The sequence below is a fragment of the Bradyrhizobium sp. 63_E2_N1_3 genome, from assembly GCF_052076005.1.
In the GTDB taxonomy this organism is placed as follows: domain Bacteria; phylum Pseudomonadota; class Alphaproteobacteria; order Rhizobiales; family Xanthobacteraceae; genus Bradyrhizobium; species Bradyrhizobium barranii.
On the sequence record NZ_CP197235.1, the window covers coordinates 476,181 to 489,528 of the forward strand.

Annotated in this window: 13 protein-coding genes; 5 read left to right on the plus strand and 8 right to left on the minus strand. The window is 65.5% G+C overall.

Annotated elements, in window-relative coordinates; all coding sequences use genetic code 11:
* Nucleotide 1: 1 nt before the first annotated feature.
* Nucleotides 2–745, minus strand: coding sequence for a GyrI-like domain-containing protein (locus AB7531_RS02255; protein ID WP_071908659.1), 744 nt, complete (start codon nucleotides 743–745; stop codon nucleotides 2–4).
* Between the two features lie 206 nt (nucleotides 746–951).
* Here AB7531_RS02255 and dapF point away from each other — a divergent pair, with 206 nt between their 5' ends.
* Nucleotides 952–1,827 carry a diaminopimelate epimerase gene (gene dapF / locus AB7531_RS02260; protein ID WP_441279876.1) on the plus strand — a complete coding sequence of 292 codons (876 nt, stop codon included), beginning with the start codon at nucleotides 952–954 and terminating at the stop codon, nucleotides 1,825–1,827.
* On the plus strand, nucleotides 1,827–3,080 hold the full coding sequence (gene mtaB, locus AB7531_RS02265) for a tRNA (N(6)-L-threonylcarbamoyladenosine(37)-C(2))-methylthiotransferase MtaB (protein WP_063980400.1): 1,254 nt from the start codon (nucleotides 1,827–1,829) through the stop codon (nucleotides 3,078–3,080). Before dapF ends, mtaB begins: the two co-directional genes overlap by 1 nt.
* 133 nt (nucleotides 3,081–3,213) lie before the next feature.
* Here mtaB and AB7531_RS02270 read toward each other — a convergent pair whose 3' ends face one another.
* Both AB7531_RS02270 and AB7531_RS02275 read right to left on the minus strand, forming a co-directional pair.
* Complete coding sequence (locus tag AB7531_RS02270) at nucleotides 3,214–4,323, minus strand: DUF2336 domain-containing protein (protein ID WP_063980401.1); 1,110 nt, start codon at nucleotides 4,321–4,323, stop codon at nucleotides 3,214–3,216.
* 248 nt (nucleotides 4,324–4,571) lie between these two features.
* Nucleotides 4,572–5,273, minus strand: coding sequence for an RluA family pseudouridine synthase (locus AB7531_RS02275; RefSeq protein ID WP_063985990.1), 702 nt, complete (start codon nucleotides 5,271–5,273; stop codon nucleotides 4,572–4,574).
* A gap of 60 nt (nucleotides 5,274–5,333) precedes the next feature.
* On the opposite strand from AB7531_RS02275, the gene ftsY reads away from it, so the two are divergent.
* Both ftsY and AB7531_RS02285 read left to right on the plus strand, forming a co-directional pair.
* Entirely contained in the window at nucleotides 5,334–6,281 is a 948-nt protein-coding gene (gene ftsY / locus AB7531_RS02280) for a signal recognition particle-docking protein FtsY (RefSeq protein ID WP_063980402.1), read from the plus strand.
* Nucleotides 6,282–6,283: 2 nt separating this feature from the next.
* Complete coding sequence (locus AB7531_RS02285) at nucleotides 6,284–6,886, plus strand: septation protein A (protein WP_063980403.1); 603 nt, start codon at nucleotides 6,284–6,286, stop codon at nucleotides 6,884–6,886.
* A gap of 196 nt (nucleotides 6,887–7,082) precedes the next feature.
* Here the strand turns inward: AB7531_RS02285 and AB7531_RS02290 are convergent, their stop codons facing one another.
* The 5 genes from AB7531_RS02290 to ccmA all read right to left on the minus strand — a co-directional run bounded on the left by AB7531_RS02290 (nucleotide 7,083) and on the right by ccmA (nucleotide 10,239).
* Nucleotides 7,083–7,676, minus strand: coding sequence for a DsbE family thiol:disulfide interchange protein (locus AB7531_RS02290; protein WP_063980404.1), 594 nt, complete (start codon nucleotides 7,674–7,676; stop codon nucleotides 7,083–7,085).
* A gap of 10 nt (nucleotides 7,677–7,686) precedes the next feature.
* Nucleotides 7,687–7,872, minus strand: coding sequence for a heme exporter protein CcmD (gene ccmD, locus AB7531_RS02295; RefSeq protein WP_014490637.1), 186 nt, complete (start codon nucleotides 7,870–7,872; stop codon nucleotides 7,687–7,689).
* Nucleotides 7,869–8,600: a heme ABC transporter permease gene (locus AB7531_RS02300; protein WP_063980405.1), complete on the minus strand. Its 732-nt coding sequence runs from the start codon at nucleotides 8,598–8,600 to the stop codon at nucleotides 7,869–7,871. Before AB7531_RS02300 ends, ccmD begins: the two co-directional genes overlap by 4 nt.
* 90 nt (nucleotides 8,601–8,690) lie before the next feature.
* Complete coding sequence (gene ccmB / locus AB7531_RS02305; RefSeq protein WP_028150494.1) at nucleotides 8,691–9,359, minus strand: heme exporter protein CcmB; 669 nt, start codon at nucleotides 9,357–9,359, stop codon at nucleotides 8,691–8,693.
* Between the two features lie 277 nt (nucleotides 9,360–9,636).
* Nucleotides 9,637–10,239, minus strand: coding sequence for a heme ABC exporter ATP-binding protein CcmA (ccmA, locus tag AB7531_RS02310; protein WP_063985991.1), 603 nt, complete (start codon nucleotides 10,237–10,239; stop codon nucleotides 9,637–9,639).
* A 243-nt stretch (nucleotides 10,240–10,482) separates the two neighbouring features.
* On the opposite strand from ccmA, the gene acnA reads away from it, so the two are divergent.
* Entirely contained in the window at nucleotides 10,483–13,203 is a 2,721-nt protein-coding gene (acnA, locus tag AB7531_RS02315; RefSeq protein ID WP_063980406.1) for an aconitate hydratase AcnA, read from the plus strand.
* Nucleotides 13,204–13,348: the final 145 nt, after the last annotated feature.

The window sequence follows — 13,348 nt, forward strand, 5'->3', positions numbered from 1 at the left end:
CTCACTTCAATGGCACGAACACGTTGATCACGAGCTTGTCCTCCGCCGTCTTCAGGGGATCGGTGAGGTACTCCTCGATAAAGGTGTCCTTGGCTTCCAGCTTCTTGTCGTCGAGGTGATTGGTGATCGCCTCATAGGTGTTGTCCATGTTGTCGTAGGAGCCGCGATGAACGAATTTCAGCGCCTTGCCTTCGGGCGATTTGCCGATGCTCATGTCCTTGGGCAGGTTCTTCGGGTCCTGCTCGACCGGGATCTCGGCCAGGAAGGTGAAGCCGGTGTCGTCGGTCGAGGTGTAGACGATCATCGAATTGCCGGCGGGCTTGATGCCCTGCTTGTCCAGCAGCGTGTTCAGCGCCTTGAAAGCGTCGATCAGCGTGTCGAAGGCCGAATCCCAATTGGCAGTGCCCTTGACCATCACGACCTTCTTCGGCTCGAGCGTGGTCTCCAGGCCAAAGGGATCGGCGGTCTGCACCGGGGCGGGCGTCGCGGCCGCAGCGGGCGGCGGGGCCGCCGGAGCGGGTGAGGGCGAAGCGCTGGCCGCAGGCGATGGCGCCGGAGAGGGCGCCGCCGCGGGCGCAGGTGCCGCACTTGCGGCCGGGGAGGGCGAGGCCGACGGAGCCGGCGAAGGGCTGGCCGACGCGGCGGGCGCCGGGCTCGGGGTCTGCGCCAGAGCGCCGGGCACGCCAAACGACATGGTCGCTGCCGGGATCAGCGCGAGCAGTGCGAGGCGACAAAAACGATTCATTCTATTCTCCCCAAGGGCTTATGCGCCAAGGCCTTACATCCCCAAGGCCTTGAGCCGGCCGCGCGTCCCGGATTGCGCGAACCCTGCCGTTCTAACACGCGAGTGCCGAATTCGTCCCATGACAGATGCGTCATGGCTATGGCGGCAAATCACTGGCCAAGCCGCCAAGGATCGCCATATAAGGCAGGCGAAATTCGGGACATTTCATGAGCGCTCTGGCCAACCACGCATTTGCCAAGATGAACGGCATCGGCAACGAGATCGTCGTTGTCGACATGCGTGATTCCGCCGCGCCGGTGACGCCGGACGACGCCCGCGCGGTCGCGTCCGCGCCGGGCGGCGTGCCCTACGACCAGCTCATGGTGCTCCGGAAGCCGCGGTTCGACGGGACCGAGGCCTTCATCAGCATCTACAACAATGACGGCTCCGAGGCCGGCGCCTGCGGCAACGGCATGCGCTGCGTGGTGCGGCGCATCTTCGAGAAGACCGGGCAGACCACGGCAACGTTCGAGACCGCCGCGGGCCTGCTCAATTGCTGGCAGGGCCCGGCGCCCGATCTCTACACCGTCGATATGGGCGCGCCGAAGTTCGGCTGGCAGGAGATTCCGCTGGCGGAAGAGTTTCGCGACACCCGCTACATCGAATTGCAGATCGGGCCGATCGACAATCCGATCCTGCATTCGCCTTCAGTGGTGAGCATGGGCAATCCGCATGCGATCTTCTGGGTCGAGGACGTCAACGCCTATGATCTCGAGCGTTTCGGTCCGCTGCTGGAAAATCACCCGATCTTCCCCGAACGCGCCAACATCACGCTCGCCCACATCGTCGATCGCGACCACGTCACGATCCGCACCTGGGAGCGTGGCGCGGGCCTGACCAGAGCTTGTGGTTCGGCGGCCTGCGCGACCGCGGTCGCGGCCGCGCGGCTGAAGCGCACCGAGGGCAATGTCGAGATCGCGCTGCCCGGCGGCAAGCTCGGGATCGAATGGCGTGAAAGCGATGACCACGTGCTGATGACGGGCCCCGCGACCTTCGAATATGAGGGCTCCTTCGATCCGGCGCTGTTCGCGCCGGTCGGCTGATGGCCGTCGACGTCGTCACCTTCGGCTGCCGCCTCAATGCCTTCGAGGCCGAATTGATCCGCCGCGAGGCTGAAGGCGCTGGCCTTTCCGATACCATCGTCATCAACAGCTGCGCCGTCACCAACGAGGCGGTGGCGCAGGCGCGCCAGTCGATCCGTAAATTGAAGCGCGAACGACCGGGCGCGCGCATCGTCGTCACCGGCTGTGCGGCGCAGACGCAGAGCCGGATGTTCGCAGACATGGCCGAGGTCGATCGCGTCCTCGGCAATGACGACAAGATGCGCAGCGAAGCCTGGCGCGATGCGCGTGCCGCGTTCGATCTCGGTGCGAGCGAAAAGATCGCCGTCAGCGACATCATGGCGGTGAAGGAGATGGCGCCGCATCTGATCGACGGCTTTGCGAGCGGCCTGCCGCGCGTGTTCGTGCAGGTGCAGAACGGCTGCGACCATCGCTGCACGTTCTGCATCATCCCCTATGGCCGCGGCAATTCACGCTCGGTGCCGATGGGCGCGGTGGTCGATCAGGTGCGGGCGCTTGTTGCGCGCGGCCATGCCGAGATCGTGCTGACCGGTGTGGACCTCACCAGCTATGGCGCCGACCTGCCGGGTGCACCAAGACTCGGCATGCTGACGAAGCAGATCTTGCGGCACGTGCCGGAGCTCAAGCGCCTGCGCATCTCCTCGATCGATTCGATCGAGGCCGATGCCGATCTGCTGGATGCCATCGGCGACGATGCGCGCCTGATGCCGCATCTGCACCTGTCGCTGCAATCCGGCGACGACATGATTTTGAAGCGCATGAAACGGCGGCATTCGCGCAACGACGCGATCGCGTTCTGCGACCAGGTCCGCCGCCTGCGCCCGGACATCGCGTTCGGAGCCGACATCATCGCGGGCTTTCCGACCGAGACCGAGGAGATGTTTTCGCGCTCGCTGGATCTCGTGGAGGAGTGCGGTCTGACGTTCCTGCACGTCTTCCCGTATTCGCCACGCCCCGGCACGCCGGCCGCGCGGATGCCGCAGGTCGCGGGCGGTGCGATCAAGGAGCGTGCGAAGCGGCTGCGTGCGGCGGGCGAAGTGGCATTACGACGGCGGCTGCAAGAGGAAGTGGGTACGACGCGCGATGTGCTGATCGAGAGCGACAGCCAGGGCCGCACGGAGCATTATCTGCCGGTGGCGATCGCGGGTGAACGTATTGGCCGTGTGGTGCCGCTGATGATCGCCGGCAGCGATGGCGAGCGGCTAACCACGTAATCAGTGTCGTCGCCCGGCTTGACCGGGCGACCCAGTACGCCGCGGCTCCTCGGTTCTATCGCTGCCGTCTCTGGAATACTGGATTGCCCGCTTTCGCGGGCAATGACAGCGGAGTGTGTGATGAGCAGCAGGCCTACAACGCCCGCACCTGCCAGAATCGCAGCGTCCGCCGCGCGTTCTCCGACGTCATTCGCGCGTAATTGCTTTTCGCCCTCGCGATATCGGCGGGTTTCATCGCGCCGGTGGCAAAGCGACTCTCGAGCACGGCGGCTGTGGTTTCCCAGCTGAGCTGGGCCGCCTTGCACGGCACCAGCAAGCCGTCCTCGCGCAGGCTCTGCATCAGCGGGCGAATCACTTCGACGGTCGATCCGGACAGGGCCGCTAATGCAGCCACGGTTTCCTCGTAGCGCCGCTGCGTGGCGAAGCCGAGCAGCGTCGCCTCGGTCAGCTGGCCCGTCGCCTTGAGATTTGCGATGGCCCGCTTGGCGCCTTCGAAATCGCGGACGGCCGACATCTCGCGCTCGACACCGACGGTCACGGCGGCGATCGCGCCCTGGATCTCCTCGAACAGATGCGGCGGTGCGCGCGACAGCAGCCGGGTGCGCACGGCATCCGTCGCAGAACGCAGCAACCGGCGGCGCAAATCGGACGGCAGGTCGACGCGGACGCCGACGCTCACGGCGAGCTCGGGATCGGCCTCCGCCTGCCCGACGATGACGGCAAATCCGTTTCCGGAAACGCGCGCGCCGGGATTGGCGGCAAGCCGCCGGCTGACGCTGGGATAGCGCCGCGCCAGCAGCGCGTCGGTGACGATCTCCTTGAGCCACCAGCGACCGGCGACCGCGAGCAGATGCGATTCGCCCTTGCTGGAGGCGATCTTCACCAGCTCGCCATCGTCGAGGCGCGCGGATTCCTGGAGCACGGGGCCGGCGATGCGAATTTCGTCATTATTGGCGAGGCGGCGGATCACGGAGGGCGGCGCCTGCGCGATCGGCGCAAGCTGCGCGCTGATCTCGGCCAGCGCAACGCGTGCGCCCATGTCGGCGATGGCGCGCAGCTCGATGGTGCCGATCAGGCGCTCGAGCACGTCGTCGAACAGCGCGATCTGCTCGTTGCCAAAACTTCCGGCGGAGGAGAGGAACAGGTCGGTGACGCGGCGGGCCGTTTCCAGGCGCTTTTCCGCCGAGCCGAGCCGAATCGCTGATTCGACTTCATCGATGATCGAAAACTCGGCCGTGGACATGACGCGTTGCTCGTCCTGAGCGAATGACGGAAGCTTGTTCTAAGCAATCGCTATCAATAGAGACGAGCACTGAACGTTTCGTAAACCACGGGGCGGAAGGCGAGCACTGCTTTGCTCCCCGACCGGCCACTGCTCCTCATCCTGAGGAGCCCGCGAAGCGGGCGTCTCGAAGGATGGCCGCGGGCGACAGTCGGGCCTTCATGGTTCGAGACGGCGCTGATGCGCCTCCTCACCATGAGGGGCTAAAACTATTCCCCATTCCACCCGCAGGCGCGGAGCTTGTCGTGCATGTGGGGCGGGGCCGGCGCGACCACGCGGATCGGCTCCTTGTTCCGGGAGATCGGTACCACGATCTCGCGGGAATGCAGGTGCAGCCGCGGCTCGCCGAAGCGCGGGCCGTTGCCGTAAATGTTATCACCGAAGATCGGCCAGCCGGTCGACGCCGAATGCACCCGCAATTGATGGGTTCGGCCGGTCACCGGTTCCATGGCGAGCCAGGTCAGCCCGTCGCCCCGGCCCATCACCTTCCAATTTGTGACGGCTTTCTGCCCTTCCGGGTCCGGCTTCTGCCACCAGCCGCGCTCGGCATTGAGCCGGCCGAGCGGCATGTCGATGGTGCCTTCGTCCTCGGCAGGGCCGCCCTCGACCACGGTCCAGTAGGTCTTGCCGATCTTGCCGTGCTTGAAGAGGAGGCCGAGTGAGGCCGTCGCCTTGCGATGGCGGCCGAGCACGAGGCAACCGGAGGTGTCCTTGTCCAGCCGGTGGGCCAGCACCGGCGGCCGCGGCAGGCCGAAACGAAGCGCATCGAACGACGTTTCCAGATTGGCCCCGCCCTTGGGGCCGCGGTGCACCGGCAGGCCGGCGGGCTTGTCGATGACCAGCATCAGCCCGTCGCGATGGAGCACGCGCGCCAGGATCTCGTCGGCGGTCAATTCGGGAACATCGAGCAATTGCAAGACTTTCGGTCAACACTTTCGTTTGGGAGCCGGAACGGCTAACACACCGCCACCATGAACGATACCACGTCAGATCCCCCCAAGCTGAGCTGGTGGCGCCGCCTGTCCAACGGGCTGAAGCGCACCTCGTCCTCGCTCGGGACCGCGGTCGCCGACCTCGTCACCAAGCGCAAGCTCGACCGCGCCATGCTCGACGACATCGAGGACGTGCTGCTGCGCGCCGACCTCGGCACGTCGGTCGCGGTGCGGATCGCGGACGCCGTCGGCACGGGCCGCTACGACAAGGCGATCTCGGCGGACGAGGTCAAGGACGTCGTCGCCACCGAGGTCGAGAAGGTGCTGGCGCCGGTGGCAAAGCCGCTCGAGATCGATACGGCCAAGAAGCCGTTCGTCATCCTCGTGGTCGGCGTCAACGGTTCCGGCAAGACCACGACCATCGGCAAGCTCTCGCAAAAATTCGCATCCGAGGGCCGCAAGGTGATGCTGGCCGCCGGCGACACGTTTCGCGCGGCCGCGATCGAGCAGCTCAAGGTCTGGGGCGAGCGCACCAGGACGCCGGTCATCGCTGGCACCCAGGGCTCGGATTCGGCAAGCCTCGCCTTCAACGCGCTGACGGCAGCGAAGGAGCAGGCCATCGACGTGCTCCTGATCGACACCGCCGGCCGCCTGCAGAACAAGGCCGAGCTGATGAACGAGCTCGAAAAGGTCGTGCGCGTGATCCGCAAGGTGGACGACACTGCGCCGCATGCCGTCTTGCTGGTGCTTGATGCTACGGTCGGCCAGAACGCGCTGTCGCAGGTCGAGGCCTTCCATCGCACGGCGGGGGTCACCGGCCTCGTGATGACGAAGCTCGACGGCACCGCGCGCGGCGGCATTCTGGTGGCGCTCGCGGAGAAATTCAAACTGCCGGTGCATTTCATCGGCGTCGGCGAAGGCGTCGACGATCTCGCGCCGTTCACCGCGCGCGATTTCGCCCGTGCGATCGCCGGAATCGAAAGCTGAGAATGGACAAGACCCAGCCGCATCCGCTGTTCAAGCTCGCGACCGAGCTCGGTCCGCTGCTCGTGTTCTTCTTCGTGAATGCGAAGTTCAATCTGTTCGCCGCGACCGGCGCCTTCATGGTCGCGATCGTGGCGGCGATGATCGCGTCCTATGTGGTGACGCGCCATATCCCGATCATGGCGATCGTGACAGGCGTGATCGTGCTGGTGTTCGGCACGCTGACGCTGGTGCTGCACGACGAGACCTTCATCAAGGTCAAGCCGACCATCATCTACGGCCTGTTCGCGGCGATCCTCGGCGGCGGCCTGTTGTTCGGCCGCTCCTTCATCGCCGTCATGTTCGACCAGATGTTCAACCTGACCCCGCAGGGCTGGCGCATCCTCACGCTGCGCTGGGCGCTGTTCTTCGCCGGCATGGCCATCCTGAACGAGATCGTTTGGCGCACCCAGAGCACGGATTTCTGGGTGAACTTCAAGGTGTTCGGCGTCACGCCGATCACGATGGTCTTCGCCATCGCCCAGATGCCGCTGACCAAGCGCTACGGGATCGAGCCGGCGTCGCTGGAGGCGAGCGAGGCCGACGCGGGGGATGTGCGGAAGGGCTGACGGTCTCTCAGCTCGTCATTGCGAGCTGAAATGCGGCCATACACTTAACTGTCATCGCCCGGCTTGACCGGGCGATCCAGTATTCCAGAGACAGTCGTGAGATACGGTGAGGCCGCGGCGTACTGGATACCCCGGTCAAGCCGGGGCATGACAGCGGTGCGTGGTGCTGGCCCCTGCGCTCGCGCGAGAGCGGAGCTCAGCTCCCTGCCTTCAACGCCTTCTCCATCTGCGGCAACAACACCGTGCGCAGATTGTCCGGCGTGATCGGTCCGACCAGCTTGTAGACGATGGTGCCTTCGCGCCCGACGACGAACGTCTCCGGCACGCCATAGACGCCCCATTCGATCGAGGCGCGGCCGTTGGCGTCCACACCGACGCGGCCGAACGGGTTGCCGTAGCGGCCGAGGAAACGGCGCGCGTTGTCGGCCGCGTCCTTGTAGTTGATGCCGACGAGCTGGAAGCGCTTGTCTTTTGCCAGTTCGGTCAGGAGCGGTGCTTCGTCATGACAGGGTACGCACCAGGACGCCCAGACATTGACCAGGCTGACCTTGCCTTTGAACGCGGCGGGATCGAGGCCCGGTACCTGCGCGCTGTCGGCCTGCAATCCCTCGAGCGGCGGCAGCGCGGTCTGCGGCGCCGGCCGGCCGATCAGCGCGGACGGAATCCGCGAGGGATCGCCGCTGCCGAGCCGGAACCAGAACAGCAGCGCCAGGGCGATGAAGGCGATCAGCGGCAGCACCATCAGGAAGGTGCGGCGCTGCGGCGGAGCGGAAGTCGGTTGATCGCTCATGATTGATCGCTCACGGCGTGTCCGTTGCGCTGCGTCCGGAGCGGCGCGTGACGCCGCTGCGGTCGAGCTCGCGCAGGCGCTCGGTCTGGCTGCGATAGTCGAGCACGATCCAGCCGATCAGGATCACGACGACGAGCGCGGCCGCGGCATAGGACGTCACGATGAAGGACGCGTAGGGACCAAGTGACATCGTCATGCGGCCTTCTGGCTCGCCTGCATCATCTGCAAGGAGCGGACACGGCGGCGCAAAATCTCGTTGCGCATCGCCGCGATATGCAACGTGACGAACAGCAGCGTGAACGCGATGGCCATCAGCAGCAGCGGAATCAGGAACGATTTGTCGAGCGTCGAGCCGCCCATGCGCATCACCGACGCCGGCTGGTGCAGCGTGTTCCACCAGTCGACCGAGAACTTGATGATCGGCAGGTTGATCGCGCCGACCAGCGTCAGCACCGCGGCGGCGCGCGCCGCGCGCGAGGGATCCTCGACCGCGCGCCACAGCGCCATCAGGCCGAGATACATCAGGAAGAGGATCAGCACCGAGGTCAGCCGCGCGTCCCATTCCCAATAGGTGCCCCACATCGGCCGGCCCCACAGCGATCCCGTGAGCAGCGCGAGGAAGGTGAAGGCGGCGCCGATCGGCGCGGCGGCTTTGGCGGCGACGTCGGCGAGCGGATGCCGCCACACCAGCGTGCCCAATGAGGCGATGCTCATCACGCCCCAGACGAACATCGACAGCCAGGCGTTGGGCACGTGGATGAACATGATCTTCACCGTCGCGCCCTGCTGGTAGTCGTCGGGCGCGAGAGCGGACTGGTAGAGGCCGATGGTGAGCAGGATGACGGTCGCGGCCACAAGCCACGGCAGCAGCCGCGCCGTCAGCGCGAGGAACCGTGTCGGATTGGCGAGATCGATCAGCGTCATGGTATTCTGATAATCACAGGTCAGCACTCACGCAATCAGCATAAAAGCGCGCAGCGAAAGTTGATCGGGGTCAAGGGCATCCGGCCCATTTCAATCGAGACCATGGCGCAGGCTCGCCGCCGCCGCGAAAGGGCCGATGACGAGGCTGACCAGCGACAGCGCGCACAGGATCGAGAACGGCGCGCCGAACGTCATGGGACCGACGATCACGGCCTGCGAGGCCGCGACCCCGAAAATCAGCACCGGGATCGACAGCGGCAGCACCAGCACGGCCATCAACAGTCCACCCCGGTGCAGCGTCACCGCGAGCGCCGCGCCGATCATGCCGGTGAAGGTCAGCGCCGGCGTACCGGCCAGGAGCGTCAGCGCCACCGCCCCGGTCGCGACCATGTCGAGGTTGAGCAGCAGGCCGAGCACCGGGGTTGCGACAATCAGTGGCAGGCCGGCGGCCAGCCAATGCGCCAGCGCCTTGGCGGCGCAGGCGAGTTCCAGCGGCGTTCGGCTCATCGTGATCAGGTCGAGCGAGCCGTCCTCGTGGTCGGCCATGAACAGCCGGTCCAGGGTGAGCAGGCTTGCCAGCAGCGCGCCGAGCCACAGGATCGCCGGCCCGAGCCGCGACAGCAGCGCCAGATCCGGCCCCACCGCGAACGGCATCAGGACGACGACGGTCAGGAAGAACAGCACGCCGATCAATGCCCCACCGCCGACGCGGAGCGCGATCCGGATGTCCCGGCGGATGAGGGCGGACAGGGCGGTCATGGGGTGTATCCGACGTCGAGGCCGCCATGGGAGCCTGATTCGTGCCCCAGGCAAACTGCGCTCCCTCCCCCCTTGCGGGGGAGGGCGGGGGAGAGGGGTAGCCCCGAGAGAGATGCTTTTGAAGGGCTGACGGCGAGCGACAGAGCGCTCGCCTCCCCAGCGCTAGAACCGAATCGCCCTACCGTGCCGCACCCCTCTCCCCGACCCTCCCCCGTAAGGGGGGAGGGAACGGAGAGAGCCGGGCCCGGCCGCTTGGAAAACTGAGGGTCCATCGGAATCATGCTGAACCCCCAATCCTCAGCTCCCGCGAATCGATGCCGAGCGGCGCATGGGTCGCAGCGATGATCATGCCGCCCCGGGCCAGATGCTCCCGCATCAGGCCCTCGAACATCTCCTGGCCGGCCACGTCCAGCGCCGTAGTCGGCTCGTCCAGCAGCCAGACCGGGCGGCGCACCGTCAGCAGCCGGGCCAGCGACAGACGGCGGCGCTGGCCGGCGGACAGGAAGGCGGCCGGCAAATGAGTGGCGTGATCGAGCCCGACGATGGCGAGGCTCTTGGCCGCATCACTGCGCTCGCCGCCCAGAAAATCAGCCCAGAATGACAGGTTTTCCGCCACGCTCAGTGCTGGCTTCAGGGCGTCGCGATGGCCGAGATAGTGGCACTGCTCCGGCAGCGTCAGCTCGGCATCGCCGCCGGCGAGCGCGATTGTCCCGCCGGCCGGAATCAGCAGACCCGCGATCAGCCGCAGCAGCGAGGTCTTGCCCGAGCCGTTGCGGCCCACGACCGCCACGGCCTCGCCCGAGACCGCCTCGAAATCGAGCCCGGAGAACACCTCGCGGCCGCCGCGCACGCAGACGACCCCGCGTCCGGACAGCTGCATCTTGCCTTGGTTCAATCCGCTCAAAGCCTGGCCTCAGGAAATCTTGGGGTAGCGCATGGGAATTTTTGGCTCGCGGATTGCTGCGGCACGTTTGTGGCTGTGGCGGCGCGGTTAGAAAGCTTCTATAAGCCCGGAACTACTTGATGCAGCAACTTAACCTGCCCCTGCAAGCGACCCAGCCGGACTCGCTGACGGTGTTAAAATACCCCTTGCCGGGTATAACTAACAATTGGGATTTCCTACATGACCTCGCTCGACAGCTTCAAATGCAAAAAGACCCTCAAGGTCGGCGCCAAGACCTATGTCTATTACAGCCTGCCCACGGCCGAGAAGAATGGTCTGAAGGGAATTTCGAAACTCCCCTATTCGATGAAGGTTCTGCTCGAGAACCTCCTGCGCAACGAGGACGGCCGCACGGTCAAGAAGGAAGACATCGTGGCGGTGTCGAAGTGGCTGCGCAAGAAGTCGCTGGAGCATGAGATCGCATTCCGCCCGGCCCGCGTGCTGATGCAGGATTTCACCGGCGTGCCGGCCGTGGTCGATCTCGCCGCGATGCGCAACGCGATGCAGAAGCTCGGCGGCGATGCCGAGAAGATCAACCCGCTGGTGCCGGTCGACCTCGTCATCGACCACTCCGTGATCGTGAATTTCTTCGGCGACAACAAGGCCTTCGGCAAGAACGTCACCGAGGAATACAAGCAGAACCAGGAGCGCTACGAGTTCCTGAAGTGGGGCCAGAAGGCGTTCTCGAACTTCTCGGTCGTGCCGCCCGGCACCGGCATCTGCCATCAGGTCAATCTCGAATATCTCTCCCAGACGGTCTGGACCAAGAAGGAGAAGATGACGGTCGGCAAGAAGACCGGCACCTTCGAGGTCGCCTATCCCGACTCGCTGGTCGGCACCGACTCCCACACCACCATGGTCAACGGTCTCGCCGTGCTCGGCTGGGGCGTCGGCGGCATCGAGGCGGAAGCCTGCATGCTCGGCCAGCCGCTGTCGATGCTGCTGCCCACCGTCGTCGGCTTCAAGCTGAAGGGCGCGATGAAGGAAGGCGTCACCGCCACCGACCTCGTGCTGACCGTGACGCAGATGCTGCGCAAGCTCGGCGTGGTCGGCAAGTTCGTCGAGTTCTTCGGTCCCGGCCTTGATCACCTGTCCGTCGCCGACAAGGCGACCATCGCCAACATGGCGCCGGAATATGGCGCGACCTGCGGCTTCTTCCCGGTCGACGCTGCTGCGCTCGATTACCTCAAGACCTCCGGCCGCGCTCCGGCGCGCGTCGCGCTGGTGCAGGCCTATGCCAAGGCGCAGGGCCTGTTCCGCACCGCCAAGTCGGCCGATCCGGTGTTCACGGAAACGCTGACCCTCGACCTCGGCGACGTCGTTCCCTCGATGGCCGGTCCGAAGCGTCCCGAAGGCCGCATCGCGCTGCCGTCGGTCGCCGAAGGCTTTTCGCTCGCGCTCGGCACCGAGTACAAGAAGACCGACGAGCCCGGGAAGCGCTTTGCCGTCGACGGCAAGAACTTCGAGATCGGTCATGGCGACGTCGTGATCGCCGCCATCACCTCCTGCACCAACACCTCGAATCCGAGCGTCTTGATCGGCGCCGGCCTGCTTGCGCGCAACGCTGCCGCCAAGGGCCTCAAGGCAAAACCGTGGGTGAAGACGTCGCTCGCCCCGGGCAGCCAGGTGGTCGCGGCCTATCTCGCCGATTCCGGTCTGCAGGCCGATCTCGACAAGGTCGGCTTCAACCTGGTCGGCTTCGGCTGCACCACCTGCATCGGCAATTCCGGTCCGCTGCCCGAGGAGATCTCGAAGTCGATCAACGACAACGGCATCGTCGCGGCCGCCGTGCTCTCCGGCAACCGCAACTTCGAAGGCCGCGTCTCGCCGGACGTGCAGGCGAACTATCTCGCTTCGCCGCCGCTGGTCGTCGCCCACGCGCTTGCGGGCAGCGTCACCAAGAACCTCGCCGTCGAGCCGCTCGGTGAAGGCAAGGACGGCAAGCCGGTGTACCTCAAGGACATCTGGCCGACGACGAAGGAGATCAACGCCTTCATGAAGAAGTTCGTGACCGCGTCGATCTTCAAGAAGAAGTATGCCGACGTGTTCAAGGGCGACACCAACTGGCGCAAGATCAAGACGGTCGAGAGCGAGACCTACCGCTGGAACATGAGCTCGACCTATGTGCAGAACCCGCCCTATTTCGACGGCATGAAGAAGGAGCCGGAGCCGGTCACCGACATCATCGAGGCGCGCATCCTCGCCATGTTCGGCGACAAGATCACCACCGACCACATCTCGCCGGCCGGTTCGATCAAGCTCACCTCGCCCGCCGGCAAATATCTCAGCGAACACCAGGTGCGTCCGGCCGACTTCAACCAGTACGGCACGCGTCGCGGCAACCATGAAGTGATGATGCGCGGCACCTTCGCCAACATCCGCATCAAGAACTTCATGCTGAAGGGCGCTGACGGAAATATCCCGGAAGGCGGTCTCACCAAGCACTGGCCCGACGGCGAGCAGATGTCGATCTACGACGCCGCGATGAAGTACCAGCAGGAGCAGGTGCCGCTGGTGGTGTTCGCCGGTGCCGAATACGGCAACGGTTCCTCGCGCGACTGGGCTGCGAAGGGCACGCGCCTGCTCGGCGTCCGCGCCGTGATCTGCCAGAGCTTCGAGCGTATCCACCGCTCCAACCTGGTCGGCATGGGCGTGCTGCCGCTGACCTTCGAGGAAGGCACCTCCTGGTCGTCGCTCGGCCTGAAGGGCGACGAGAAGGTCACGCTGCGCGGCCTGGTCGGCGACCTGAAGCCGCGTCAGAAGCTGACCGCGGAGATCGTCTCCGGCGACGGTTCGTTGCAGCGGGTTTCGCTGCTTTGCCGCATCGATACGCTGGATGAGCTCGATTACTACCGGAACGGCGGCATTCTGCACTACGTGCTGCGCAAGCTCGCGGCCTAAGCGCGAATTTGTGAACGGTGGCTCACCGCGACGTGAGTAGAAGGTTAAACGAGGGCGGCCTATCACAAGGCCGCCTTCGTGCGTTAGAACACGCGTCCGATGGTCCCGCCCGGCGGAAAACCTCGCCCCGGACGGTTGAGTGTAC

What these genes read in the sequence shown, in the direction of transcription:
- AB7531_RS02285 (WP_063980403.1), top strand. Translation starts at nt 6,284, where the DNA reads ATGGACAAGACCCAGCCGCATCCGCTGTTCAAGCTCGCGACCGAGCTC.
- acnA (WP_063980406.1), top strand. Translation starts at nt 10,483, where the DNA reads ATGACCTCGCTCGACAGCTTCAAATGCAAAAAGACCCTCAAGGTCGGC.
- ccmB (WP_028150494.1), bottom strand. Translation starts at nt 9,359, where the DNA reads ATGACCGCCCTGTCCGCCCTCATCCGCCGGGACATCCGGATCGCGCTC.
- ccmA (WP_063985991.1), bottom strand. Translation starts at nt 10,239, where the DNA reads ATGCAGCTGTCCGGACGCGGGGTCGTCTGCGTGCGCGGCGGCCGCGAG.
- mtaB (WP_063980400.1), top strand. Translation starts at nt 1,827, where the DNA reads ATGGCCGTCGACGTCGTCACCTTCGGCTGCCGCCTCAATGCCTTCGAG.
- dapF (WP_441279876.1), top strand. Translation starts at nt 952, where the DNA reads ATGAGCGCTCTGGCCAACCACGCATTTGCCAAGATGAACGGCATCGGC.
- AB7531_RS02255 (WP_071908659.1), bottom strand. Translation starts at nt 745, where the DNA reads ATGAATCGTTTTTGTCGCCTCGCACTGCTCGCGCTGATCCCGGCAGCG.
- AB7531_RS02270 (WP_063980401.1), bottom strand. Translation starts at nt 4,323, where the DNA reads ATGTCCACGGCCGAGTTTTCGATCATCGATGAAGTCGAATCAGCGATT.
- AB7531_RS02290 (WP_063980404.1), bottom strand. Translation starts at nt 7,676, where the DNA reads ATGAGCGATCAACCGACTTCCGCTCCGCCGCAGCGCCGCACCTTCCTG.
- ccmD (WP_014490637.1), bottom strand. Translation starts at nt 7,872, where the DNA reads ATGACGATGTCACTTGGTCCCTACGCGTCCTTCATCGTGACGTCCTAT.
- AB7531_RS02300 (WP_063980405.1), bottom strand. Translation starts at nt 8,600, where the DNA reads ATGACGCTGATCGATCTCGCCAATCCGACACGGTTCCTCGCGCTGACG.
- ftsY (WP_063980402.1), top strand. Translation starts at nt 5,334, where the DNA reads ATGAACGATACCACGTCAGATCCCCCCAAGCTGAGCTGGTGGCGCCGC.